This window comes from Paenibacillus sp. plas6 (assembly GCF_057221655.1).
In genome coordinates this window covers 460,028-483,178 of the sequence record NZ_CM170151.1, presented here as the reverse complement: position 1 = coordinate 483,178, position 23,151 = coordinate 460,028, and the positions used below count along the sequence as shown (strand labels likewise).

The 23,151-nt window shown below is 39.6% G+C and carries 20 protein-coding genes and 2 pseudogenes; 15 read left to right on the top strand and 7 right to left on the bottom strand.

The genetic code is table 11. The features are described from left to right. Window position 1 precedes the first annotated feature (1 nt). Together AC2TDL_RS02310 and AC2TDL_RS02305 are read left to right on the top strand one after the other, a co-directional pair. Window positions 2-622 (top strand): annotated as a pseudogene (locus AC2TDL_RS02310) (AAA family ATPase); the annotation flags it as partial. A gap of 879 nt (window positions 623-1,501) precedes the next feature. After that, window positions 1,502-3,175, top strand: a pseudogene (locus AC2TDL_RS02305) (SbcC/MukB-like Walker B domain-containing protein); the annotation flags it as partial. Between the two features lie 59 nt (window positions 3,176-3,234). Here AC2TDL_RS02305 and AC2TDL_RS02300 read toward each other — a convergent pair. Further along, on the bottom strand, window positions 3,235-3,951 hold the full coding sequence (locus AC2TDL_RS02300) for a hypothetical protein (RefSeq protein ID WP_484698492.1): 717 nt from the start codon (window positions 3,949-3,951) through the stop codon (window positions 3,235-3,237). A gap of 58 nt (window positions 3,952-4,009) precedes the next feature. On the opposite strand from AC2TDL_RS02300, the gene AC2TDL_RS02295 reads away from it, so the two are divergent. Together AC2TDL_RS02295 and AC2TDL_RS02290 are read left to right on the top strand one after the other, a co-directional pair. Beyond that, entirely contained in the window at window positions 4,010-4,390 is a 381-nt protein-coding gene (locus tag AC2TDL_RS02295) for a DUF423 domain-containing protein (protein WP_484698490.1), read from the top strand. Between the two features lie 107 nt (window positions 4,391-4,497). Beyond that, entirely contained in the window at window positions 4,498-6,366 is a 1,869-nt protein-coding gene (locus AC2TDL_RS02290) for a putative bifunctional diguanylate cyclase/phosphodiesterase (protein ID WP_484698489.1), read from the top strand. A 107-nt stretch (window positions 6,367-6,473) separates the two neighbouring features. Here the strand turns inward: AC2TDL_RS02290 and AC2TDL_RS02285 are convergent, their stop codons facing one another. Then, window positions 6,474-7,007: a hypothetical protein gene (locus AC2TDL_RS02285; protein ID WP_484698487.1), complete on the bottom strand. Its 534-nt coding sequence runs from the start codon at window positions 7,005-7,007 to the stop codon at window positions 6,474-6,476. A gap of 456 nt (window positions 7,008-7,463) precedes the next feature. On the opposite strand from AC2TDL_RS02285, the gene AC2TDL_RS02280 reads away from it, so the two are divergent. Continuing rightward, window positions 7,464-7,769 (top strand): YunC family protein, encoded by a 306-nt coding sequence (locus AC2TDL_RS02280; RefSeq protein WP_484698486.1) that lies wholly within the window; start codon window positions 7,464-7,466, stop codon window positions 7,767-7,769. Window positions 7,770-7,841: 72 nt separating this feature from the next. On the opposite strand, the gene AC2TDL_RS02275 is transcribed toward AC2TDL_RS02280, so the two are convergent. The 3 genes from AC2TDL_RS02275 to mtnK form a co-directional block, all read right to left on the bottom strand. Beyond that, window positions 7,842-8,108, bottom strand: a complete 267-nt coding sequence (locus AC2TDL_RS02275) for a DUF3139 domain-containing protein (protein WP_484698485.1) — start codon at window positions 8,106-8,108, stop codon at window positions 7,842-7,844. 159 nt (window positions 8,109-8,267) lie between these two features. Then, a complete protein-coding gene (gene mtnA, locus AC2TDL_RS02270) occupies window positions 8,268-9,323 on the bottom strand; it encodes an S-methyl-5-thioribose-1-phosphate isomerase (protein ID WP_484698484.1) in 1,056 nt (351 codons plus the stop codon). A 36-nt stretch (window positions 9,324-9,359) separates the two neighbouring features. Further along, window positions 9,360-10,562, bottom strand: coding sequence for an S-methyl-5-thioribose kinase (gene mtnK / locus AC2TDL_RS02265; RefSeq protein WP_484698483.1), 1,203 nt, complete (start codon window positions 10,560-10,562; stop codon window positions 9,360-9,362). A gap of 171 nt (window positions 10,563-10,733) precedes the next feature. Between mtnK and AC2TDL_RS02260 the strand changes: the two genes are divergently transcribed. The 7 genes from AC2TDL_RS02260 (at window position 10,734) to AC2TDL_RS02230 (ending at window position 18,402) form a co-directional block, all read left to right on the top strand. Then, window positions 10,734-11,348, top strand: coding sequence for a DUF1802 family protein (locus AC2TDL_RS02260; protein WP_484698482.1), 615 nt, complete (start codon window positions 10,734-10,736; stop codon window positions 11,346-11,348). Window positions 11,349-11,459: 111 nt separating this feature from the next. Further along, complete coding sequence (gene sufC / locus AC2TDL_RS02255) at window positions 11,460-12,239, top strand: Fe-S cluster assembly ATPase SufC (RefSeq protein ID WP_484698481.1); 780 nt, start codon at window positions 11,460-11,462, stop codon at window positions 12,237-12,239. A gap of 21 nt (window positions 12,240-12,260) precedes the next feature. Continuing rightward, window positions 12,261-13,568, top strand: a complete 1,308-nt coding sequence (gene sufD, locus AC2TDL_RS02250; protein ID WP_484698480.1) for a Fe-S cluster assembly protein SufD — start codon at window positions 12,261-12,263, stop codon at window positions 13,566-13,568. After that, complete coding sequence (locus tag AC2TDL_RS02245) at window positions 13,565-14,791, top strand: cysteine desulfurase (protein WP_484698478.1); 1,227 nt, start codon at window positions 13,565-13,567, stop codon at window positions 14,789-14,791. The genes sufD and AC2TDL_RS02245 overlap by 4 nt, the downstream gene beginning before the upstream one ends. Then, a complete protein-coding gene (sufU, locus tag AC2TDL_RS02240) occupies window positions 14,778-15,203 on the top strand; it encodes a Fe-S cluster assembly sulfur transfer protein SufU (RefSeq protein WP_484698476.1) in 426 nt (141 codons plus the stop codon). The genes AC2TDL_RS02245 and sufU overlap by 14 nt, the downstream gene beginning before the upstream one ends. Window positions 15,204-15,253: 50 nt before the next feature. Beyond that, window positions 15,254-16,654 (top strand): Fe-S cluster assembly protein SufB, encoded by a 1,401-nt coding sequence (sufB, locus tag AC2TDL_RS02235; RefSeq protein ID WP_484698474.1) that lies wholly within the window; start codon window positions 15,254-15,256, stop codon window positions 16,652-16,654. A 185-nt stretch (window positions 16,655-16,839) separates the two neighbouring features. Continuing rightward, complete coding sequence (locus tag AC2TDL_RS02230; protein ID WP_484698473.1) at window positions 16,840-18,402, top strand: IS1182 family transposase; 1,563 nt, start codon at window positions 16,840-16,842, stop codon at window positions 18,400-18,402. 334 nt (window positions 18,403-18,736) lie between these two features. On the opposite strand, the gene AC2TDL_RS02225 is transcribed toward AC2TDL_RS02230, so the two are convergent. Further along, window positions 18,737-19,249 carry a DUF3231 family protein gene (locus AC2TDL_RS02225; protein ID WP_484698472.1) on the bottom strand — a complete coding sequence of 171 codons (513 nt, stop codon included), beginning with the start codon at window positions 19,247-19,249 and terminating at the stop codon, window positions 18,737-18,739. A gap of 41 nt (window positions 19,250-19,290) precedes the next feature. Beyond that, complete coding sequence (locus tag AC2TDL_RS02220; RefSeq protein ID WP_484698471.1) at window positions 19,291-20,145, bottom strand: manganese catalase family protein; 855 nt, start codon at window positions 20,143-20,145, stop codon at window positions 19,291-19,293. 158 nt (window positions 20,146-20,303) lie between these two features. Between AC2TDL_RS02220 and AC2TDL_RS02215 the strand changes: the two genes are divergently transcribed. The 3 genes from AC2TDL_RS02215 (at window position 20,304) to AC2TDL_RS02205 (ending at window position 23,133) form a co-directional block, all read left to right on the top strand. Next, entirely contained in the window at window positions 20,304-21,056 is a 753-nt protein-coding gene (locus AC2TDL_RS02215) for a YhcN/YlaJ family sporulation lipoprotein (RefSeq protein WP_484698470.1), read from the top strand. 138 nt (window positions 21,057-21,194) lie between these two features. Beyond that, window positions 21,195-21,710, top strand: a complete 516-nt coding sequence (locus AC2TDL_RS02210) for a hypothetical protein (RefSeq protein WP_484698468.1) — start codon at window positions 21,195-21,197, stop codon at window positions 21,708-21,710. Window position 21,711: 1 nt separating this feature from the next. Then, window positions 21,712-23,133 carry an aldehyde dehydrogenase family protein gene (locus AC2TDL_RS02205; protein ID WP_484698465.1) on the top strand — a complete coding sequence of 474 codons (1,422 nt, stop codon included), beginning with the start codon at window positions 21,712-21,714 and terminating at the stop codon, window positions 23,131-23,133. Window positions 23,134-23,151: the final 18 nt, after the last annotated feature.

Genomic DNA, 23,151 nt, shown 5'->3' with positions numbered 1-23,151 from the left:
GATGAGACCGATAAAATTAACGTTAACGGCATTTGGACCATATCGTGATAAGGAAGTTATTGATTTTACGAAACTTGGTGATCATCGTTTATTTGTCATTTCAGGAAATACAGGTGCAGGCAAAACTACACTGTTCGATGGGATATGTTATGCGCTGTACGGCTCGGCGAGCGGTGAGGATCGTGCTGCTGAAATTAGAAATCTGCGCAGTCATTTTGCAGATGATTCCGTGCATACTTCAGTGGAGCTAGTCTTTGCAATCCGTGAAAAGCAATACCGCGTATTTCGTCAAATGAAGCATCGCAAGGGCAATAATAAAAGTGAAACAGGTGAGAAAAACGAGCTCTACGAAATAACAGAGCATGGGGAAGTACCTGCTGTTGATCGTTTTTTAAGTGGGGACGTCAACAAACGCATCAATGAAATTATTGGTTTAACAAAAGAACAGTTTAGCCAAATTGTTATGTTGCCACAAGGAGAATTTCGCAAACTGCTTACTTCCAGCACCGATGATAAAGAAAAAATTATGCGTAAAATTTTCCGTACTGAGCGGTTTGAACGTTTGGAGCAATTGATTGGCCAGCAAACAAAGCAATTGCAAGAAAAGCTTCGTAATGAGCTGCAAGCACAAAAGCTGCTGCTTCATCAAATTGCTGGACAACTGCCGCTTAGAGAGGGTAGCGAGCTTGCAGAAGTTTATGCACAGGAAACACAAAATAGCTATCAAGTGTCACAGGCGCTTGAGAAGGAGCTAACGTATTATACAAATGAGCAGCAAAAGCTTGAAGGAGCAAAAATTGAACTAGCTGAAAGGCTGTCTAATGCCCGTAAAGCAGTGCTCGATGGAGAAGAACAAAACCGTAAAATAGCTGAATTAAAAGCAAAGCAAAGCGAGCTAGAGCAGTTTCAGCAGCAAGCAGAAGAAATAAAGCAGATGGAGGATAGGCTAAATTTAGCTGAGAAGGCAAGATATGTTGAACCACTGCAACAACGTTATATAAGAGCTAAGCGACAGTTGAATGATTCCAGTGAGCAATTACAGCAGCTTAATCAGCAACAGCAGCAGTTAGTGATCGAATTAGAGCGAGCTAAGCAACAATGGGATAAGCAGCAGGCATTAGAGCCTGAGCTCTCAAAGTTGCAGTTAGAGCTACATGAGCTAGAGAGTTTGCTTCCGCTTGTAAAGCAACTGGAGCAAGAGCAAAAAGAGCTTACTAAGGCAGAACAGTTAGAAAAACAGCTTACACAGAGCTTAGAGCAAAGTGAACATTTGTTGCAGGAAGCTCGTTTGCGGAGAGGACAACTGCAGCAGCAGCTTGAAAGCAATCAACAGCTTGCAATTGCCCAGACTGAGCAGCAGACGAAGCTTAAGCAAATTGAAAAGCTTGGCTCCGAGGTAACCGCCTTATATAAAGAAGTAGGGGAAATACTAGCACTTAGCGAGCAGCTTCATACTGCTGAGCAAAAACAGCATGTTGCTGCAGAGAGATTGAATGAGCTGGAGAAACGCTGGCTTGAAGGACAAGCTGGAGAGCTTGCTCTGCATCTGCATGATGGTCAACCTTGTCCAGTATGCGGCAGCAACAATCACCCGCACAAGGCAAGACCGCTAGAGCAAATGCCAAGCAAGGAGGAGCTCGAGCAGGCAAGAGCAGAACAATTGAAAGCATTAGGAGAATATGCACGAATAGTTGAAGGGCGTAAAGCTAAATTAGAGCGACTGCTGATGCAGCTAAATCAGCTAGAAGTCATTCCCGACGATGAAGGTGAAGATATTACGTGGTCAAGCTACAGTGAGGTTGCAGTAAGTTCGATTCAACAGCCGCAGCTAAGTGCAATCGGTTTGGAGCTTGAGCGAGCACAAGCACTATTGCGTCAGCAATGGCGTAAGGCGAAAGAGCAGCTTCAAACCTTGCAAAAAGAATTAGAGCAGTTAGAGCGTGCCAAAGAAGAACAGCAGCAACTAGAACTTCGTATAGAGTCACTTGAAGCACAATTAAAGCAACAACAACAAAGTCAACAGCAAGCCCTTGTTTCGCAAGCTGCACTTCGTTCTACAGTTGCTTCACTGACTTCACGCATTCCGCTTGCTCTGCAGGATGAACAAGTGTTGCAAAATAAATTAAAAGAAGTCAAAGCTATTGTTGAACAGATGCAATTGGATTGGAAGGCAGCAAGTGAACACTATCAAAATGTTACGAAGCAGCATATGGCGATTACAACTCAGGTCGAAGCACAGCAAAAACATTATGAGCAGGCGGTACAAGAGCTTGAAGAAAGCAAGCTAAGTTACCTTGAGCAATTAACTGCGGCAGGATTTATGCAAGAAAGTGATTACTTATCTGCTAAATTATCTGAAGAACAAGCAACTGATTATCGTACTAGAATTGAAACTTTCAAAGAACGCGTGGTAAGATTGCGCAGTGAGCTAGAATTGTTACAGCAAGCAGTAAAAGGTATGGACAGTATTGATTTAGAGCCGCTAAGAGAAAAACTTGCTGCATTGCAGGATGAATTTGAACAGTTCATCTCAAGAGAAACAGAGCAGCGACATTATATATCAGAAATTACACGCTTTATTGAGCAAATTAAGAAGACAAGCAGTGGGTTAAGTCAGCTTGAAGGTGAGCTTGCTCAGCTTACTGATATATTTTCAACGATGCGCGGAGATAATCCATTAAAGCTCTCATTTGAACGTTATATTTTAATCGATTATTTAGAGCAAATTTTAATGATGGCGAATCTTCGTTTAAGTAAGCTGTCAAATGGTCAATTTGAGTTGAGAAGAAGTGATCGACTTGAAACCAATGGTAAACAGAGCGGACTAGGTCTTGATGTATACGATGCATACACGGGGCAAAATCGCGACGTTAAAACATTGTCTGGGGGAGAAAAATTTAATGCGGCACTTTGCTTGGCACTAGGGATGTCCGACGTCATTCAAGCTCAGCAGGGCGGTGTGTCGATTGAAATGATGTTTATCGATGAAGGCTTCGGTTCATTGGATGAGGAATCATTGGAAAAGGCGATTGCTACCCTAATTGATTTACAACGAAGCGGTCGAATGATCGGGATAATTTCCCACGTTCAAGATATTAAAGCTGCATTGCCTGCATGTCTCGAGGTATGCAAGTCACGAGAAGGTCATTCCTATACATCATTTGTTATCCGATAACGATGTTAATAAAATAGGCTTCTGTACTGGTAAAGGTACAGAAGCCTGCTAAAATGGAATTATCCCGCTAACGCGCCAACAAAAGATAAGAGTAGCAGAATTATTCCGCCAAACATGATTAAACCATTAAAAATGGTACCAAGTATCGCAAAAACTTTTTTGCGGTTTTTAATAAACAGACCAATAAGGCCTAGTATAAAGCCAATAAATGCAATTCCGCCACTTACAAGCATAAAGAATCCGCCGATAGTGATAGAAACGAATACAGAGGGAATGTTATCCCCAGACGATAAGAGGCTATCAATATATTCTTGACTAGGGTTTTGGAACAGCATTAAATCTGCTTCATCCAGATTTACGATACTTGCAAAAATGATTACAAAACCTACAACGATAGTGAGCAAGCTTATTAAAGAAATAATAAAGCTAGCAATACCAGGTCCGCTATGCTTTAGTTTACCAGTTTGCACTTCTGGATAAGGAGCACCAGGATATGGAGGATAATTGCCATAAGTTGGTTGTCCATAATAAGGCGCTTGTCCAGCTTGATTGCTTGTATCATTTGCTTCAAAATTTGGTTGCTGAAACGGTTGATCCTGTGAAGGCGGAAAACCTTGAGGTGTTTTTGGTTTAAATTTCCCTTTTATTTTTAAAGGCTTGCTCGGCTGATGAGCCTGCATAGAACTGTTAGTCTCATTTGAAGTTTGCGGTTGATTGGCTTCATTACTAGGTTGATTATTGTTTGGATTTGAATTTGATGAGTTTGATTGTTCCATATTAACTCCTTCAATCAATTTTTAGTATTATTATACAACAAAAAAAGGAATGATGACTATGTTTAGAAAATACTTTGCAATCGGTGCGATTGGTGCTGCACTGGCAATAGCGCTTGGCGCATTCGGCGCTCACGGGTTAAAAGATGTTGTCGATGAACGAATGCTGGCGAATTATGAGACGGGAGTCCGTTATCATATGTATAGTGCATTAGGCATTATGATCATTGCGTTAGCTTCCACAATAGTTAAAAACACCCAAAAACTATCATTAGGTGCTTTATTGGTTACGATAGGTACATGTATTTTTAGCGGAAGCTTATATATAATGGCGTTGACTGGTTTAACAGTTCTAGGTGCTATTACTCCGATCGGCGGTGTATTAATGATCGCGGGTTGGGTAGCCGTTGTTATCGGAATAATAAAAACTCAGAATAATTAGTATTTTATTCTATGATAAAAGTCTTATATCGATTATAATTGTGGTGTATAAAATCTATTTAATAGTCGGGATATTATATTTGGGCAAGATGAATCGAGGGATATAGATTGTTCAAGCAGAAGAACCTAAAAGGATTAGAACCTTCGACGATAGCAGGTTGTTTATTTATTATATCGCTTGCTTGGATTATTATTGCATTCTTTTTCGTACATTCGCTCCCCTATCGTATTATACTAGGGACTGTTAGTTTAGTTTTAATAGTCACGTCGATAATTTTATTATATCGCGCTAAAAAACTAGTAAATACGACAAGCTTTCATGAATCGATAGTAGAGACTTTATTTCAATCAAATGCTGTTGCCCTCACGTTAATAAATGATCAAGGAAAAATCGTTGAGCTTAATCAGACAACTGCAACTATGCTTGGTTACGAAAAGCGTGAAGAATTAATCGGGCTACCGATCATGGACATTATTGAGCAATCCAGTCAAGAAGCATTAGCACAAGCATTACGCGATGTAAATGAAGGTAAAATCACATCATTAAACATCTTTGCGCTAAATCGTTCTGAATTTCCTTTGGAGCTGCAAGTTAGCTGTGAACCAGTTATTCAGCTTGGCAGAGTGATCGGTTCGCTTATCATTAGCCATGATTTGAGCGATCATAAGCGTAATATTGAGAGAATACGCTATATGGCTTATTACGATGATATGACTGGATTGCCTAATAGAACATTGTTTCAAATTCGTTTAGAAGAATGGCTGCTTCGTGCAAGAGAAGATCATGTTATGCTTGGAGTTAGCTATATCGATTTAGACAACTTTAAACTAATTAATGCTTCTTTTGGCCGGGAGTATGCTGATCTATTGCTATTACAAATCGCAGAGCGTCTTAACCGGATGTTAACTGAACACGATTTTGTCGCTCGAATGGAAGGAGATTCATTCGCCTTATTATTTAATCATCTAGAAAATATAGACCAATTGGTCGAGCGAGCGCAAAATGTGTTAACGATGATTAGTGAACCGTATAATCTAAAAGGAGTACCAGTACATATTAGTGCAAGCATGGGGATAGCAATTAATGTTGATCCGAGTGATGACGGCTTTTCCTTATTTAAAAAAGCAGATATGGCACTTGTAAAAGTAAAGGAAACGACAGGAGACAGCTTTCTTATTTATTCTGATGAGTGGAATAATTCTTCATATGAACGTCTTAAGCTGCAGCACGAAATTCATCGAGCTATTCAAAAGCATGAGTTTGAACTATATTACCAGCCACAATATGATCTTATTCAAGAAAAAATTGTAGGGGTTGAAGCGTTAATTCGCTGGAACCATCCTACAAGAGGGATATTGTCTCCAATACATTTTATTCCGCTTGCAGAAGAAAGCGGCTTAATTGTTCAAATTGGTGAATGGGTAATTAGGGAGGCATGTCGCCAAAATAAAGAATGGCTAGATGAAGGGTTGCCAATTGTTCCAGTAGCAGTAAATTTATCAATTCGACAGTTTATTAGAAATGATATGTCATTACAGATTTCTAAAATACTTGAAGAAACTGGCTTGCCACCTCAATATTTAGATATTGAAATTACAGAGTCAATGAGTATCGATTTAAATGAAATGAATAAAACTTTGGTCGCAATCAGTGCGTTAGGTGTTGGGATTAGCGTGGATGATTTTGGTACAGGCTATAGTTCATTTCATTACTTAAAGGAGCTGCCAATTGATCGTCTAAAGATTGATCGCACTTTTGTAACGAATATTTTGCATGAGAAAAATCATGCAGAAATTGTTTCTGCGATTATTGCAATGGCACATAAGCTAAATCTACAAGTAATTGCCGAAGGTGTGGAAACTAGTGAACAGCTTGAGTTTTTACGTAACCTGAATTGCGATGAAATTCAAGGGTACTTAAAAAGCCCGCCAATTCCAAGCAATTATTTTTATGAGTTATTAAAGAATGGGAACTAATTTCTTAATAAATATGAGATGGACATGCTTTCTTTGCTTGAACTTATTAAATAAATAATAAAGCCTGAAACTAAGAAGTTTCAGGCTTTGCTATTTACTGTATACGTTTATCCTTCGATAAAGTCTTCAATTTCTGTTAGTCTAAAAGTATATACTTGCTTTTCATCCACATGATAAACCGTAATAATCATTTGTTGCTCGTCAATATTTAAGACTCGGCACGGAATACTTACTTTAATTCCTAAGCCTCGATTAACAATTATTCGAATTAGCTTATTTTTCTGTTTATATTCTTGTAAAATATCTAGCCCATGAGATAATTCAGAGTTATCTTTATCACTCGCTTTTAATGGTACTGCAGTTATATCTGTTTTATCGCTTGCTTTAGATGGAGTAGTTGTTTTGTCAAGCTTTGCATCTTTAAACTTACTCTGATCAGTTTTTAATGCAACTGGCTTTGTCGACGCTGCATTATTTTTTCGCTTATCAATTTCATTACCAATCTGAATACCTGAAATCAGTTTATAGTCAATAAATGCAGCATCATTTAGCTTATTGATTAACTGGGCTAATGCAGCTGCATTATTTTTATCTTCAATGAGTATTTCTACGTGAAAAACATAAGATGTGTTACTGCTCATTGTCTATAATTCCTCCGCAAAGTTTAGATGATTATAAATAATATAACATGAAAATAGTCAATTCTGTAGACCTATTATAGCGATTGAAACAATATAGTTCTTTTGTTCTATATTGATGATAATAAATGTGATTTAATATACTTTTCATGTTATATATTTACAATATAAGTTAATTTTATTTTGTTTTAATATTTGGTTTATTATCTTGAAAATATAATTCTTATTATCTGTTATTATTTAGTGTTTTATTCAAATATTATGTATTTTGTGTTGGGCAAATATCTAACTAAGGAATAAAAAGATTTTATTGATCATGTTTAGTGATAAACATAATTAATTTGAGGTAAAATCATTACTTCCTGGCAAGAAGGCAGCAACGTTTAGTTGTTCATGTAGAGACATTCTTCTCGCTTCTGCATATTTTAACGTATAAGAAAAAATAAGAGGTGGAAGCTGATGATGAGAGTGGTTCCTATTCAGTTGCCAAACGGAGCAACGGTTATTGGAACAGAAGTGAAACTGCCTAAAACAACTTTATTAGCGATTAGCACCGATAAAGGCTATATTATGTGTGGTGCTTTAGACGTACAACTACTTAATGATAAATTAAAGGATCGGAAAATTATCGCAGGGCGTGCTGTTGGTGTACGCACGCTTGATGATTTGCTGCAAGCCCCATTAGAGTCAATTACTTATGAAGCAGAAGAAATTGGTGTGAGGGTAGGGATGAAAGGCGAAGAAGCATTACAACTAATGCTATAACTAAAGGTGCTCCTCTCTTTGGAGAATGTTGTGTTGACTCACGACATGATGGCAAAGAGTAGGAGCACTTTTTTACATTGGTTGAGTAAGCTTGTAATCGTAAGTAACTTGCGGTTCGTCAGCAAACACAACCTCCACTGTCCAAAGCGATAGCTTTGTTAGCTTTGCCTTAACTGTAAAAATGTCAGTTTTATCATAGTTTTTTTGCTCGATCAAATAAGTGTACGTTTGCTTTTCCAAATTAGTAAGCTGAAAATTGATATATGCTACTGCAAACACAATGCCTGGAATAAAAAGCAATCCTGTAATACTAATTCCTATCGATATTTTTTTCAACATTTGATTCACTTCCTTACGATTTACTAAACCTCTACCATATTACAAACGCAAGCAAGCTTATTGTTATTAGAACATCAAATGCTAAGCATAACAGCGCAATAAAAAAGCCGAAGTTATGCGACAATCGCAACTTCGGCTTTTTATGTGAAACTAATTTAATTATTGTTCAAACAACTTGCGAAGATTTTCTGCAAAAGGAGCAGTAACGATACCTTTTTCGGTAATGATACCTGTTACATACTCATTTGGTGTAACATCAAATGCAGGGTTAAAGACTTTAACTCCTTGCGGCGCAGTGCGCTTGCCAAACCCTTCAGTAATTTCTTCTGCTGGACGCTCTTCAATTGGAATTTCTGCACCAGTAGGTGTATTCAAATCAATGGTAGATAGCGGACATGCAACATAGAAAGGAATACCATGTGCTTTTGCAAGCACTGCTACGCTGTACGTACCAATTTTGTTAGCGACATCCCCATTTGCTGCTACACGGTCAGTACCGACAATGACTGCATCGACCCAGCCTTTAGACATCACCATTCCAGCCATGTTATCGCAAATAAGCGTAACATCAATACCTGCTTGGTGCAGTTCAAACGCAGTTAAACGTGCGCCTTGCAAAACTGGGCGTGTCTCATCAGCATAAACACGCAAATTCATACCACGCTCCTTCGCAAGGTAGAACGGAGCAAGAGCTGTACCGTATTTTGCAGTTGCAAGACCACCAGCATTACAGTGAGTCAAAACACCCATACCATCACGGAATAGAGATAATGCGTGCTCACCGATTGCACGGTTAGTTTCCTCATCCTGTTGTTGAATTGCAACGGCTTCTTGCTCAAGCGCACGCTTGCAATCCGCTAAAGAAAAGCCTTGTGCGACAAATTGATCAGCAGCGGCTTTCATACGATCTAATGCCCAGAACAAGTTAACAGCGGTTGGACGGCTTGTTGCTAGGTATTCAGCAGAGCTTTTTACAGCCTCATGCCATTGTTCCAAAGTTTCTGCATTTTGGCTAGCAATAACTACTCCATATGCAGCAGCAATCCCAATCGCAGGAGCACCGCGCACCTTTAAGTGGCGAATTGCTTCCCATACATCTTCTTGTGTTGTAAGCGGTAAATATACTATTTCTTCTGGCAACAGTCGTTGATCAAGTAAGTCAACTTGACCGTTACTCCATTTAACAGACTCCAGACCTACATAAGCTTCACTCATTATGAAACGTCCCTCTCTAATTATGTTCTTGATGTTCTAGCTATTTTTTACGATGTCGACAAGCTCATGAATTGATTGAATTGAGCGATTGCGAAGAATCAATTGAGTTCCGATACGTAAAGCTTGGCGCTGACATTCATTGCGCAACGCATCGTCATCAATACGATCAATATCTGCAACATGAGCTAGTCCAACGATACGACGAATCATTTTTGCTCCAGTAAAGCCGATCGTATCCTTTAGTACTTGCTCTAAGTAGTATTGCTTGTAGCCTTTTGCTTCATTTGCAAGTCGGTCAACACCGTGCTCATTCCATAGATTAAGAAATTTGTCATTAAACTGATTCCAAATGGAAACAATAGTATTTAATAGTTGCTCACGGTACGCGGCACGCGACTGCGCATCTTTGCTCCAGTGAGCTTGTCCAACATAATTAAGTAATAGGTTAGCAAATACTGCACCAATGTCAAAGCCCATCGGACCATAGAAAGCAAATTCAGGGTCGATAACTTTAGTGGACTCCTTCGTAATAAAGATACTTCCTGTATGAAGATCTCCGTGCAGCAGTGCCTCTGCACTAGTTAAAAACTTTTTGCGCAAGATTGCAACTTCAAGATGAAGTTGTTCATTGTTACGAAGTGCTGCTGCAGCATCTTCAATCGCTGGCTCATAGTTATTGTTGGATGAAACAGTATAAGGATCGTCGAAAATAAGATCTTCTGTAATTTTACAAAGATCAGGATTAATAAAACTTTTTACTTGCAACTTTTTCTCTTGCTGATTCATTCCAAGATCAGACGTATAGAAAAGTGTATTAGCTAGGAAAGTGGAAATATGATCCGCAAATAACGGATATTCATTACATTCCATCAATCCTTTACGCATAATCACATGATCGCTTAAGTCTTCCATAACAGTAAGAGCTAGCTCAGCATCGTTTCTGTATACTTTTGGTACAAGTCCAGGCGCCAGCTTGCCCTCAAGGATTAACTTTTCACTCTCGATGCGAGCACGATCAAGGGTTAACGGCCAAGATTCACCTACGACTTTGGCATATGGTAAAGCTTGCTTCATTATAATGCTTTTGCCGCTTACTGAATCTTTAATATGGAACACTAGATTCAAGTTGCCATCGCCAATTTCGTTGCAGCTTAAAGAAGCGTTAGCCGGAAAAAAGTTATCAATATTGCGTGCGATCTCAATCGCTTCTTGTTCAGTTAAAGGATGATATGTTGACATATCTCCACCTCCATTTTCTTAATTCGTTCACACACCATAAGTTATAGTATAATAGATAATGTTTCGACGTGGAATAAATTTTTGATAAATTCCGTGAATTTTTATCGGAATTAAATCGATCATATGATTTACACAAAGAATTCAATAACTGTTGTAGGAGGGGAGAGGAAGATGGTTTTAAAGACAACTGACATGCTTGAATGCCCAATTGCTTTTAAAGAGTGGGCGGTTACAATCGATTCTCTTTTAAGAGGCGAGCTTATTTTTGTCATGAGAAAAGGCGGAATCGTTGAGGAAACGAAGCATTTTACGCTAAAATCTCCGCAGTTTTATTTGATGCCTGCCTTTGAGCATCAAAAGGAACATTTATTAAAACCTGCTTATCAAGGAAGAATCGCAGCAACAATGGCGAATTGGTCACCTGAACAGCAGTCGATGAAGCTGGCTGGCTATGCGAATGTTGTTGAGGACATTTTGATTCAAGATGCTGAAGCATTGAAAGCAATCTATGATTTACATATTTGGACGGAACAATTTGCGGAGGAGCGCTTGAAATGGAAAAAAACATTGCCGCTTCATTTACTAGTGCTTCGGGTATATCGCCTTGATCATGCAATTGAAACATCAATGCAGCCGGCGTATCGAGGTTGCAAATCCTGGGTAACCATTGATGATACGTTGCCTGAGCGTAAGCTGGTACCAGTATTATCTGAAGAGCAATTCCAAGAACAATATAATCTATTGAAAACAGCGCTAGCTCCTTATGTGCAAAATGTAAACGAATGACAGCAAGCGTTGATTTATAACAAAAATTAAATTATAATAATTATTGAGAATCATTGAGAATCAGCATAAACATATAAAATGATGTAAATAACCGTGGAGGGATCGCATATTATGTCGACGAAATTTGTCATCGATGGTCTTAAAGCAGAGATCGAAGGAAAAGAAATATTAAAAGGTATTAATCTTGAAATTAAAGGTGGCGAAATCCATGCAATCATGGGGCCAAACGGTACAGGTAAATCTACTTTGGCTTCCTCTTTGATGGGTCATCCTAAATATGAAGTAACTGCGGGTAGCGTAACGCTAAACGGTGAAGATATTTTAGAAATGGAAGTAGATGAACGTGCTCGTGCAGGCATGTTTTTAGCTATGCAATATCCAGCTGAAATTCCTGGTGTTACTAACTCAGATTTCCTACGTTCAGCGATTAATGCTCGTCGTGGAGAAGGAAATGAAATTTCACTAATCAAGTTCATTCGTCAAATGGAAAGCAAAATGAAAGAACTTGAAATGAATCCTGAGTTTGCACATCGTTATTTGAACGAAGGTTTCTCTGGCGGTGAAAAGAAACGTAATGAAATTCTACAAATGATGATGCTTGAGCCAAAATTAGTTATTCTAGACGAAATTGACTCAGGTCTAGATATTGACGCACTACGTATCGTTGCAAATGGCGTAAATGCAATGCGTTCAGAGGATCGTGGATTCCTAATTATTACGCACTATCAACGTCTATTGGATTATATTACACCTGACTTCGTGCATGTTATGATGCAAGGTCGCATTGTAAAATCTGGGGGTCCTGAGCTTGCTCAGCGTCTTGAAAAAGAAGGATATGACTGGGTTAAAGAAGAACTTGGCATTTTAGATGAAACGGTTGGCCAGGCCTAATCGGATAAGGAGGATTAGCAGATGAGTACACAATTAACGACTCCGACCGATCGTCAAACTGCGGAGGCAATTGCGGTAAGCAAGAGTGAACCGAGCTGGCTTGTTTCACTTCGTGGTCAAGGCGCAGAACTGTCAGCGACATTACCATGGCCTAAGCCTGAAAAGGTGAAAATTGAGCGTTGGAATCTGACGGCGGTTGGTCAATATGAAGCAACAGAAAAAATCAGTTCCCTTGATGAGCTTCCGCAATCTGTGCGTGAACTTATTGCAGACGGCACTGAAAACTTACTAATTCAAAAAAATACAGGTGTAGCTTGGTCTCAATTGTCTGCAGATCTAGCAGCAAAAGGTGTAATTTTTACTGACCTAGAAACAGCAGCAAAAGAACATGGCGAACTTGTTCAAAAATATTTATTCCAAGCTATTAAGGTAGATGAAAATAAACTAACTGCACTTAATGCTGCACTTTGGAACGGTGGCGTATTTGTTTACGTACCGAAAAATGTTGAAGTAGAATTGCCGCTTCAAGCGATTCTATATAACGATAATGCAAAAACTACTTTTGCCCCTCATATTTTAATCGTGGCAGAAGAAAATAGTCGTGTGACATATGTTGACTCTACGGTTACAGTAAAGGATGCAGTAAGTGAAGCATTTACTCATCCAGCAATTGTTGAAGTATTTGTTAAACAAGGCGCACAAGTTCGTTTCGGTTCGGTTCACTCACTTGGCGAAAGCGGTGTTGATTTATCCCTTCGTCGCGCAGTCATTGAAAATGATGGACGTATCGAATGGATTATTGGTGACCTTAACGATGGTAATACAGTTTCAGATACAAAATCTGTACTAGTTGGAAACGGATCTAGCTCTGATACAAAAGTTATTAGCATTGGTCAAGGTAAACAACAAATGAGCTTAACTACCCAAGCGGTTCATTTCGGTAAAAGCTCTGAAAGTGATATGATTACACGTGCGGTTATGCGTGAATCAGCTTCTGCAATTATTAACGGGATTACAAAAATTGAGCATGGCGCAACAAAGGCAAACGGTGTACAAGCAGAAAAAGTATTGATGCTTAGTCCGAAAGCACGCGGGGACGCCAATCCAATTTTGTTAATTGACGAGGATGACGTTAAAGCAGGACATGCGGCGAGCGTAGGTCAAGTCAATCCAGAACAAGTATATTATTTAATGTCTCGCGGAATTGAGAAAACTGAAGCTGAGCGTCTAATTATTCATGGATTCTTGGCACCTGTTGTTTCAGAGGTTCCTGTGGAAGCTGTTCGTCAGCAATTAAACCGACTTCTTGAAAGGAAGCTACAAGGATGAATATTAATGCGATACGGGAACAATTTCCGATATTGCATCAAGAGATAAATGGGCATCCGCTTATTTATCTTGACAGCGCGGCATCTTCTCAGAAGCCGCGTTCCGTCATTGATGCGGTTAGAAACTATTATGAGCTTGATCATGCTAACGTGCATCGCGGTGTTCACTCTTTAGGATCTCGTGCTACAGATGCGTATGAAGGCGCACGTGAGAAGGTTGCGAAATTTATTAATGCACCATCTGCGGAGCAAATTGTCTTTACACGTGGTACGACAACTGCACTCAATTTGGTTGCTTCTAGCTATGCACGTGCTGTGTGCGGCGAAGGTGATGAAATCGTTATAACGCCAATGGAGCATCATAGTAATCTTATACCGTGGCAACAGGCAGCAAAAGCTACCGGTGCAACACTTAAATATATTCCGTTGCAGCCAGACGGTACAATTTCACTTGCAGATGCAGAAAAAACGATTACTCCGCAAACTAAAGTAGTATCGGTTACGTATGTATCAAATGTGCTTGGCGTTGTTAATCCAATTAAGGAGCTTGCACAAATTGCACATCGTAACGGTGCTATTATGGTTGTCGATGGTGCCCAAAGCACTCCGCATATGAAGGTTGATGTGCAGGATCTTGATGTAGATTTCTATGCATTTTCTGGTCATAAAATGTGCGGACCAACTGGAATTGGGGCACTATATGGTCGTCGTAGTCTGCTAGAAAAAATGGAGCCGATCGAATTTGGCGGTGAGATGATCGACTTTGTAGAATTGTACGATTCTACATGGAAGGATATTCCTTATCGCTTTGAGGGAGGCACGCCAATTATTGCTGGGGCAGTTGGCTTAGGCGCAGCAGTAGACTTCCTAGAGCAGATTGGTATGGACGCTATCGATGAGCATGCAAAAGCTTTAACGAAGTATGCTTATGATGTTTTATCAAACATTGATGGAATAACAATTTACGGGCCTAAACATGATCGGGTGGGTCTCGTAACATTCAATCTTGATGATGTGCATCCACATGATGTAGCTACAGTATTAGATACAAAGGGGATTGCGGTTCGTGCAGGACATCATTGTTGTCAGCCATTAATGCGCTGGTTAAATGTTTCTGCGACAGCGAGAGCAAGCTTTTATATATACAATACTACAGATGAAATCGATAAGTTAGCCGATGCACTGATTCAAACAAAGGAGTTCTTCGGCTATGGAGTTGAATGATTTATATCGTCGCGTCATTATGGATCATTATAAAAACCCGCGAAATCGTGGGGAGCTTGAGCAAAACTCGGTTACAGTTGCACTAAATAATCCAACATGTGGTGACCGAATTTCTTTACAGCTTCAGCTTGATGGTGATGTAATTAAGGATGCGCGTTTTACAGGGGAAGGCTGTTCAATCAGTATGAGTTCTGCATCAATGATGACAGAAGCCGTTAAAGGGCGCAGCTTAACAGAGGCGCTAGAATTAGCAGAACGATTTTCCACATTGATGCAAGGTCATGATGTTGAGTTTGAAGAACTTGAAGACATCGAGGCTTTGTCTGGAGTGAATAAATTCCCAGCACGCATCAAGTGTGCAACATTGGCATGGAATGCTTTGAAAAAAGGAATTGAGCCGCAGCAGGGTTAATAAGAACCATTGCCATTAGCAAAATGAAATTTAAAGGAGCGTGACGGATCATGACAGCAAAATCAGCGCCAGATTTAGGCGAATATAAATATGGCTTCCGTGATGAGCATAAGGCGATTTTCCAATCGGGTAAAGGCTTGACGGAAGAAATTGTACGTACTATTTCATCTATGAAAAATGAGCCGGAGTGGATGCTTGAATTCCGCTTAAAGGCACTTGAGCAATTTAATAAAATGCCAATACCTACTTGGGGCGGCGATCTTAGCGAGCTAGATTTTGATGATATTCAATACTATGTTAAGCCTTCTGAAAAGCAAGGTAAAACATGGGAGGAAGTACCTCAAGAAATTAAAGAAACTTTTGACAAGCTTGGTATTCCTGAAGCTGAGCAAAAGTATCTTGCTGGTGTATCTGCACAATATGAATCTGAGGTTGTTTACCACAACATGCGTGAAGACCTTGAAAAGCAAGGCGTTATTTTCATGGATACAGATTCTGCGTTGCGTGAACATCCAGAGATTTTCAAAAAATATTTTGGAACAATTGTTCCGCCTAGCGATAACAAATTTGCTGCCCTAAACTCTGCGGTTTGGTCAGGTGGTAGCTTTATTTATGTACCAAAAGGCGTTCAATGCGAAATTCCATTGCAAGCATATTTCCGTATTAACTCTGAAAATATGGGTCAGTTTGAACGTACACTTATTATTGCTGATGAAGGCGCATCTGTTCATTATGTTGAAGGCTGTACAGCGCCAGTTTACAGCACAAACTCTCTGCATTCAGCAGTTGTAGAAATTGTTTGCTTGAAGGATTCTCGTGTTCGTTATACTACAATCCAAAACTGGGCACCTAACATTTATAACCTTGTTACGAAACGTGCGGTTGCTGAGGAAAATGCATCAATGGAATGGATTGATGGTAACATCGGTTCTAAATTAACGATGAAATACCCAGCAGTTATCCTTAAAGGACGCGGTGCGAAAGGTACTGTTCTATCTATTGCAGTAGCGGGTAAAGGACAATTGCAAGATGCAGGGGCTAAAATCCATCACCTTGCACCAGATACTAGCTCAACCATCGTTTCAAAATCGATTTCTAAACATGGTGGTAAAGTATCTTATCGCGGCTTGGCGCAATTTGGCCGTAACTCCGATGGTGCTAAAGCAAACATTAAGTGTGATACGCTAATTTTGGATAATCAATCCACTTCCGACACTATTCCATATAATGAAATCATGAACGATAACATTGTTTTGGAACATGAAGCAACTGTTTCTAAAGTGTCTGAGGAGCAGCTATTCTATCTTATGAGCCGCGGCTTATCTGAAGATGAAGCAACTCAAATGATCGTAATGGGCTTTATCGAGCCATTTACAAAAGAGCTTCCAATGGAATATGCAGTTGAGATGAACAGATTGATTAAGTTCGAAATGGAAGGGTCAATTGGTTAATATCTAATCCCTTTACGTATAAACCATATAAAAAGAGCCTGGGACAAAACCCAGCTAAATGAAAGAAAACTCCTGGTGCTCTACAAAGTAGAATGCCAGGAGTTCATTTTTTACATACAAAAGGAACACTTTCTGTTAAAATTTAAGTATCTCACCCCAAAAATTTCAAAAGAAAGGTGTTCCTTATGTTTAAAGATTATAACATGAATCAATTAGTTTTGCCTCTAAATTTAGAAGTTAAATTAGATAAACATGATATCGCATTTGCCATTCATCATTTGGTCGAAAGTATTCCAGATGAAGCGTTTCGTTCGTTTGTTCGTCGTGACGGTTGTCCAGCCTATCATCCGCGCATGATGCTCAAGATCATTCTATGCGGCTACACTCAATCTGCCTTTTCTGGTCGTAAAATTGAAGCTCTTACGAAAGACAGTATTCGGATGATGTGGTTAGCTCAAGGCTATGAACCTTGCTACCGTACGATTAATCGTTTCCGTGTTCATCCTGTGATGAAAGACTTACTCCGCCAGTGCTTCGTTCAATTTCGCTCGAAGTTAGTGGAAGAAAAGATCATTACCCAAGAAGCGATGTTCATTGATGGAACCAAAATTGAAGCCAATGCGAATAAGTTCACCTTTGTATGGAAAAAAGCCGTGGACAAACATCATGCTCGGCTCATTGAAAAGTCGAATCAACTGTACAACGAGTTATTGGAACAAAAGATCATTCCAGAGCTTGAACATGAGCAAGAACTCTCTACGGAAAACTTACTGGAGATCGCAGAACACCTTGAGCGAGTGGTTGAAAGCTATACAGAAAAGATCGCAGCATCCGAAGATACGAGTGAACGAAAACAATTACGAAGCAAGCGAAAAGCACCAAAACAACTACTCAAGCAAGTCCGTGATTGGATGGAACGAAAAAACATGTACAAGCTTCATCAACAACGATTCGGAAAGCGCAACAGTTATTCCAAAACCGATCCTGATGCAACCTTCATGCGAATGAAAGATGACTACATGAAGAATGGACAATTGAAGCCTGGATACAATGTACAAATTGCAACCGAAGGACAATACACACTGGCTTATGGTATCTATTCCAATCCAACGGACACCAAGACGCTTATTCCTTTTCTTGATGAAATTGAAACCCATTATTTTGACTTGCCTACCTATATCGTAGCGGATGCCGGATATGGAAGTGAGCAAAACTATGAGGATGTGATCACGAAGCGCAAGCGTGTTCCATTAATAAAGTATACGATGTATGAGCGTGAGCAAAAGAGAAAGTCTAAAACCGATCCATTTCAAACAAGTAACTGGCACTATGATGCCGAAAAGGATCGTTATCTTTGTCCAAATGGACAGGAACTAACGTTTCAACGCTATACCATACGCAAAGATAAAGATGGGTTTGAGCGACAATTCAAGATCTATGCTTGTGCGGATTGTACAGGATGTCCTTTCCGATCCTCATGTACGAAAGCACAAGAAGGAAGACACCGACAACTGATGATCAATGCACGTTGGGAACAACAAAAAACCTATGTAAGAGAGCAGCTTTCAGGAGAAAAAACAGGGGAGATCTACCGTCAACGAAAAATTGACGTAGAACCAGTTTTTGGATTCTTGAAGGCTAATTTAGGTTTCACTCGCTTTTCAGTTCGAGGAAAACGGAAAGTTGAGCATGAGATTGGACTTGCCTTAATGGCAGTAAACTTAAGGAAATATGTGCTACGAATGTAGCATAGCATTAGAAAAACAGAGCCTAAAATGAGCAAACGGTGAAATCTTTGAACAGATTTCACCGTTTGCTTGTTTTAAGAGACAAGTTTTGTCCCAGGCTCTTTTTATTTTTACGCCAATTAATCTAATATCTTTAGCAAGTCAGTGGATTTTCAGATTTATTATAACAAAGAATTATAAATTTAAAATAAACAACCACACTAAATGACTAGCTATGCTAATCAATTTTAGTGTGGTTAAGTAGTTTATTTAATCAAATAAACAAAGTTGTCTCTAGTAATAGAAACGTCAACAATTATGAGGTTGCTCTGTTTGTTTGAGTTCAAGCTTTTCTCTATTCATCCTTACTTCCTTGAACATGCAATGGCGGAGGGAGCAACCAGCCTTTTTCCTTGCTCATTTCTAAAATACGAAGGCCAAGAGTAGTCATCTCCACATGGTATTTGGCATAAAGTGCGCCAATATCCTCGCGAATGGCTTGTCCCATTGCAGTACTGCAGGCAGTAAGTGAAGCTGATGTTTCAACGGCAAGCTTAGCCGCAATTTCTGCATCGCTAAAGCGAGCACCAATTGGAATATCGTCGAGCTCCACAGCAGGACGTTCAGGCATCGCTGGAGGCGGAGCAATTCCGTTCTCAAGCAATATTGCATCGACTTCCTTAATTTCAAGCTTTGCCTGCTCCAGCAAATCGTTAATGATCTTTTTTAGGTCGTTATCGCCTGCGTGATTAAGGTATAGTTGATAACAAGAAACTGCCCCTTTTGCACCCCAAGAAGTCATCCAAAGACCATAAACCTCACCATAATGCAAAGGTTGCTCTTTCGGATTTCCTGATAAAATTCCCATTATCTATTCTCCTTTCTATGCTTAGCCAGATAAATCTTCGTTTAGTTAAGTAAATCTTGCAGACCAGGGCTATGCTCATTAGGCATTTCCGGCCATGTTGGAACAGGATAACCTTGCGGTGGTTGAGCAATTTTAAGTTCTCCCCCGTTGCGGCTTGGTGTTTGTCCTCTAAAGATTTCTTCAGTTAAATCCTGATCAAGTCGGAAATTGAACAATGCATTATGGAAGCCCATATCCACAAATTTTTTACACTCTGGATATTTGTTAATATCGTAATTTGGCACAGGGAATAATTTTCCCCAGTTTACACCAAGCGATTCAAGCGCTTTGGCAAATGCATTTTGATGGGCGTTATCACGAACAATGAGGAAGGCTAAAGTTTCACGGAAAGCTTTGTTCGAGCTCATTTCATAAATTCGAGATTTTTGCAGTACGCCTGTCGATTCCAAGACGACGTTATTTAACAGGTCGGCTACAAGATTACCGTGACAATAAACCCAAGAGCCATTCCATGGATTGCCGCCTGCATCGACTGGAATAGAGCTTTGGGCGCCCATAATGAAGTGATGAGGGTTTGCATGTTTTACTGCTTCATCGAGCGGTGCTTTATCGACTCCTCCGCTGCCGACTGATGAATCACCAGCACCATTTAACAGTTGATTAATAGTATTTTGCACAAGCTCGACGTGGGCAATTTCTTCAAGAAATACAGCACGAATCAAATCGCGATATTTCTTATCTTTACCGCGAAAATTAGAGCTTTGGAAAAAGAATTGCATCATTGTTCTCATTTCGCCAAATTGGCCGCCGAGCGCTTCTTGCAACACTTTTGCTGCTGCGGGATCGGGCTTGTCTGGCACAATCATATTAATTAAATCTTCTTTGTAGAAATACATATCGTGTTGTCTCCCTTAAATTTTATAAATTGTCCAATGTCGCACAATTATTAAGTTGTCCAGTTTTAAGTTGAATATGTATTTCATACAGACCATTTTTTATAAAGAATAGACCTCCTGTATTCTGAACAACTTAATTAGCAGGGAGGTGAAGGGATTTGAAACAGTATCGACGAATTTCAGCAGCAATTGTATCTGCGGTAATGCTGCTAACTATGACAGCCTGCGCCAGTGAAAAGAATGAAGGGCATGACTATTATTACAGCAGCAATGTAGATCCGCAATTTACCCCAAGCGAGCCATTGCTGACAAATCGTCCTAATGCCAATCATGTAGGCACTAATCGTGTTGAAACGGATAATATCATGCTGCATCAGCAGCAAAATAAAAAGGTTGTAAAAGGTAAAGGTATGATTAGTAACAGTCGCAGTGATAAAGAGCTAAACAATCAGCAAGGAAGAACAGTCCAAAGCCTAAATAAGACAAATAATACCTCTACAATCAGAAATCATAATGTGTACGATTTAATGATGAATGGACAAGCAATGAATGAGCGACAGAAGGAAGTTATGAATAAAATTCGTCAAGTTCAAGGGGTAAACGATGCTACAGTTATTATAAATAATAAAAGAATCATTGTCGGACTTGATGTCACTAATCCAGGCAGACGTGATGCTGTCGTAAATAATGTGCAAAAAATGCTCCAACAGCAATATGCTGGCTATGAGGTGCAAGTGACAGCACGAAAAGGCAGCTACGATCGATTGCGTACTTTAAATGCAGACAACGCTCAACGAATAGAGGATAATTCGTTAACAAAAAATGCAGGAAATCGTCTAAATAATTTAATGGATGAATTCCGAGAACTGATTCAAAACATTAGAGAAACACTCACTACGCCACTTCGATAAGCGAAGTGGCTTTTTTTGTAAGAAAAGGAATTGATTAAAGAAAAATTTAAAGTATCAATTGTAACCTACTGCTAAAAATCATATGATAGATTTAATAATAATTTACGATAATGTAATAGGTTTAAGGGTGGTTATATAATGAGAGACAAAAAAGGCAGTGGATTTAAATATCGTGATCATGATCGCAATTTCAGTGAAAAAGTGATAAAGCCTAAAAATGATCCGTTTGGATTCGCTGATGCTTCAAAACAAGATAAACTAATGGAAATATCTTTGCTGCAAAAGTTGCATAACAATACGTTAGTTGTTGGGTTATTGAAGTATAAAGGAGAACTAAAAGGAGTACGTTTTTACGATTCCGCTAATCGTAAATTTATTGATATAGCACCTTGGCATTTGAGTAAATTTAGCATTAGCAAGCTTGAAGTAATGGGAGTTAGAGAAATTGAACTTTTTCGGCATGAAGCTGGTAACTCTCCTAGGACGCTTGTTGTTGAGTTTTTATCTAAGCAAGAGATAAATGGTCATTTTCGTGCGATTCGCATGGTTTCTGATAATTTAGCAGCTGCATTAAGTGGAATTACGAATTATATGCGGGATGATGATTACAATATGTTATTAAGATCATTTGTGAGTGAAGCTAGAGGAGAATAAGATGAGACAGCTACTATTTATTAATGGGCAATGGGTTGAAGGTCATTATGAAACAGAGTTGTACGCTCCATACTCTGGAAAGAAGCTTGCGGATGTAGCAGGCGCATCCCTAACACAAGCTGATCAAGCGATTGCGGCTGCTGTGAAAGCAAAAGCTGTTATGCGTAAGTTATCTGCTTATCGTCGCAGCAGCATTTTAGAAAACGTAAGCAGCTTGCTTGCTGAGCGTAAAGATGAAGCAGCACAATTAATCGCCCAAGAAGCAGCTAAGCCAATAAAGGCAGCTTACGCTGAGATTGATCGAACGGTTACAACATTTAAATTAGCGGCCGAAGAAGCAAAGCGAATATATGGAGAAACTTTACCATTAGATAGTGTACCTGGTGGCGAAGGACGAATCGCGTATACTCGTAAAGAGCCTGTAGGAGTTGTTGCTGCGATTACACCGTTTAATTTCCCAATGAATCTAGTTGCTCATAAATTAGGTCCAGCAATTGCAGCAGGTAATAGTATTGTGTTGAAGCCTGCAGATCAAACTCCTTTGTCGGCGTATTATATTGCCGCATTATTTAAAGAAGCGGGTTTGCCAGATGGAGCATTAAATGTAATCTCTGGTAAAGGTAAAGAGCTGGGCGAATATATTGTAAAGGACGATCGAGTTAATTATGTTACTTTTACAGGAAGTCCTTATGTAGGGGAGCAGGTTAGAAGCAATGCTCGCTTAAAGCGTGTAACATTAGAGTTAGGCTCTAACTCCGCAGTTATTATCGACAATGATGTTAATATTGAAAAAGTAGCTGCTCGCTGTGTAACTGGCGCATTTACGAACCAAGGGCAAGTGTGCATTTCTTTGCAGCGCATCTATGTGATGGAGGATATTTTTGAATCTTTTGTTGAGCAATTTATTGCTCAAGCAAGTCGTCTTGTGACAGGCGATCCTCTGCATCCGGAAACGGATGTTTCGGTTATGATTCAACCGGCTGCCCGAGATAGAGCAGTGCAGTGGATTGAAGAAGCGATCGAACAGGGAGCAAAGCTTGCGTTAGGTGGATATGTTGAGCAGGGCATACTTTTGCCAACTGTACTTGTGCAAGTACCCGAATCGGCAAAGGTGATCCGTCAAGAAGTTTTTGCTCCAGTCGTAAGCATAAATGCTGTTCCAAGCATTGAACGTGCAATCCAATTAGTGAACGATTCCGAGTTCGGATTGCAGGCTGGAATTTACACCAATAAGCTGGAAACAGCGCTAGATGCAAGTGATAAGTTGGAGGTAGGCGGTGTCCTTATTAATGATATTCCAACATTCAGACTTGATCATATGCCATATGGCGGCTGGAAGTCTAGCGGTATTGGCCGTGAAGGAATTAAATATGCAGTAGAGGAAATGTGTGAAACCAAGCTAATTATTTTTAATCGTTCGTAATATGTACCACAGTTTGCA